The 2,865-nt window shown below is 60.8% G+C and carries 2 protein-coding genes and 1 pseudogene; 2 read left to right on the plus strand and 1 reads right to left on the minus strand.

Annotated elements, in window-relative coordinates:
- Together WB528_RS26750 and WB528_RS26755 are read left to right on the plus strand one after the other, a co-directional pair.
- Positions 1-309, plus strand: a pseudogene (locus tag WB528_RS26750) (ABC transporter ATP-binding protein); the annotation flags it as partial.
- A 39-nt stretch (positions 310-348) separates the two neighbouring features.
- A complete protein-coding gene (locus tag WB528_RS26755; RefSeq protein WP_423892354.1) occupies positions 349-1,053 on the plus strand; it encodes a fumarylacetoacetate hydrolase family protein in 705 nt (234 codons plus the stop codon).
- Positions 1,054-1,179: 126 nt separating this feature from the next.
- On the opposite strand, the gene WB528_RS26760 is transcribed toward WB528_RS26755, so the two are convergent.
- On the minus strand, positions 1,180-2,634 hold the full coding sequence (locus WB528_RS26760; protein WP_423892355.1) for a flavin-containing monooxygenase: 1,455 nt from the start codon (positions 2,632-2,634) through the stop codon (positions 1,180-1,182).
- Positions 2,635-2,865: the final 231 nt, after the last annotated feature.

The raw sequence follows: 2,865 nt of genomic DNA on the forward strand, positions 1-2,865 counted from the left end.
GCGCTGCTCCGCGACGCGCCGATCATCCTGCTCGACGAAGCGACCGCGGCGCTTGATTCCGAATCCGAAAAGCAGGTGCAGGAGGCGATCGAACATCTGTGCCGGAACCGCACCACGATCGTGATCGCGCACCGGCTGCACACCATCATGCACGCCGATACGATCCTGGTGGTCGAGGGCGGCGAAATCGTGGAAAGCGGGCGGCACGACGATCTGCTTCGCCGCAGCGGCCGGTACGCCTCGTTCTTCCGCCTGCAACAGCGCGACGCTTCGCCAGCTCCACTAGCGCCAAGCGAGGCAACGGCGTAAGGCTTCACGAGTACCCCAAGCAAAAAACGAGAGCGCTTCATGAACGCCACTTCCTTCGTCATTCCCGCCCTGCCCCAGCCGTCGCTTCCCGTCGTGGGTGATACGAAGACCTACCCGGTTCGCCGCATCTGGTGCGTCGGGCGCAACTATCTGGAGCACATCCGCGAGATGGGAAATGACGAGCGCGCGCCGCCGTTCTTCTTTGCCAAACATGCCGACATGCTGGTGCCGGATGGCGCTACCGTTCCCTATCCGCCGCTGACCAAGGACCTGCATCACGAGGTCGAGTTGGTCGTCGCCATGAAGAGCGGCGGCCTCAATATCCCAGCCGACAAGGCGCTCGATCATGTCTACGGCTATGCGGTCGGCATCGACCTGACGAGGCGCGATCTGCAACTTGCCTCGCGCAAGAAAGAACGTCCCTGGGAAGTCGGCAAGTCGTTCGATTATTCCGCGCCCTGCTCTGCGATCCAGCCGGCCTCAAAGATCGGCCATCCCTCAAAGGGCAAGATCTGGCTCACGGTCAACGGCAAGGAAACCCAGAAGGGCGATCTCGCCGAGCTGATCTGGAGCGTACCGGAAATCATCTGGCAGCTCTCGCAGCAGGTGAAACTCGCCGCCGGCGACATCATCATGACCGGCACGCCGGCCGGCGTGTCCCAGCTTCATCCCGGCGACAAGATCGAGTGCGGCGTCGACGGCGTCGGCACGCTGAAGGTTTCGATCGGCCAGCCGGAGAAGTGACGAAGACCTAGCCTTCGTCACTCCGGGGTGCGCGTTAGCGCGAACCCGGAATCCATTCCTCCCAGCGTTCCAGCGGCACAATGGATTCCGGGCTCGCTTGCTGCGCTCGCGCCCCGGAATGACAACTCAGGAATATTTCATCACGCCGTCATCGACCTTGCCGAAGCGCAGCGCGACGATATCGAGGGCGTAATTCTGATAGAGCCGCCACGGCCGCTTCGAGCCCTGTTTCGGCATTTTCGCGATCGACCGTTGCACATAGCCTGACGTAAAGGTCAGCGCCGGCAATTCGGCGACCGTCGGATCGACATTGTGCGGCCGGCATTCCTTGTAGCCGTGCCGGTCCATGTAGTTGATCAGCCGGCAGACATATTCGCAGGTGAGATCGCATTTCAGCGTCCAGGACGCGTTGGTGTAGCCAAATGCGGACGCAATGTTCGGCACGTCCGAATACATCATGCCCTTGTAGTTCAGTGTCCTGGCGAAATCGATTTTGCTGCCGTCAACGGCAACTTCCATGCCGCCGAGCACCTGCAGCACAAGACCGGTCGCGGTGACGATGATATCGGCCTCAAGCTCGCTGCCGTCCTTCAGGCGAATGCCTTTTTCGGTGAATCGATCGATCTCGCTGGTCACGACGGAAGCACGTTTTTCCCGGATCGACTTGAACAAGTCGCCATCGGGAACGAGGCACAGCCGCTGGTCCCAGGGATTGTAGCGCGGGTTGAAATGGGTCGCGACGTCGTAGTCGGGCCCGAGCGCCATTTTAACGCCGCCGAGGATGAGTTCCTTGACCCGCGCAGGTTTGCGGCGGGCGAGCTGGAAGAAATACATTCCGAACAGCACATTGCGCCAGCGGATCACATGATAGGCGATACTGTCGCCGAACTTCTTGCGCAACTTGATCGCAAGCTGATCCTGCCCGGGGCGCGACACCACATAGGTCGGCGAACGCTGCAACATCGTGACATGGCCGGCGGTCTTCGCCATCTCGGGCACCAGCGTCACGGCGGTCGCGCCCGAGCCGATCACCACCACGCGCTTGCCCGCATAGTCGAGCGTTTCAGGCCATTTCTGCGGATGAACGATCTCGCCCTTGAAATCGTCGCGGCCGAGAAATTCCGGCGTGTAACCGTCTTCGTAGCGGTAATAGCCGGAACACATGAACAGGAAATTGCAGGTGAAGCGCACCGTCTCGCTCGCGCCCTCGCCCGAGATTCGTTCGGCTTCCACGGTCCAGCGGGCGTCCGGCGTCGACCACGACGCGCGCTTGACCTTGTGACGAAAGCGAATCTGCTTGTCGATGCCGTTATCGGCCGCCGTCTCGCGCACGTAGTTCAGGATGCTTGGTCCGTCCGCGATCGACTTCGGATTGGTCCACGGCTTGAACGAATAGCCGAGCGTGAACATGTCGCTGTCGGAGCGGATCCCGGGATAGCGGAATAGATCCCAGGTGCCGCCGATGCAGTCGCGCCCCTCGAGGATAACGAAGCTCTTCGACGGACATTTGTGCTTGAGATGATAGCCCGCGCCGATGCCCGAGAGGCCGGCGCCGACGATCAATACATCGAAATGTTCCATTGGCTGGGCCGTTTCCATGATCCGATTAGCGCGCAAATGGAACCGAAAATCAACGGCAAACAAAAAGGCCCCGGATCGTTTCCGTCGCCTTTCCATCCAATGTCATTCCGCAGTGCGGATCATGCGCGCGAGCACCGTCAGGCCACTTCGATCGACTTGATGCTCGGTGTGAGACCTTCCCAGCGATCTGCCGCACCCTCGGCATTTCGGTGAGGGTCTTCGAAGCAGGAC

This window comes from Bradyrhizobium sp. (assembly GCF_049586575.1).
GTDB lineage: Bacteria > Pseudomonadota > Alphaproteobacteria > Rhizobiales > Xanthobacteraceae > Bradyrhizobium.

Excerpts from the sequence above, each read along its gene's own strand:
- WB528_RS26755 (WP_423892354.1), top strand. The coding sequence starts at position 349 with ATGAACGCCACTTCCTTCGTCATTCCCGCCCTGCCCCAGCCGTCGCTT.
- WB528_RS26760 (WP_423892355.1), bottom strand. The coding sequence starts at position 2,634 with ATGGAACATTTCGATGTATTGATCGTCGGCGCCGGCCTCTCGGGCATC.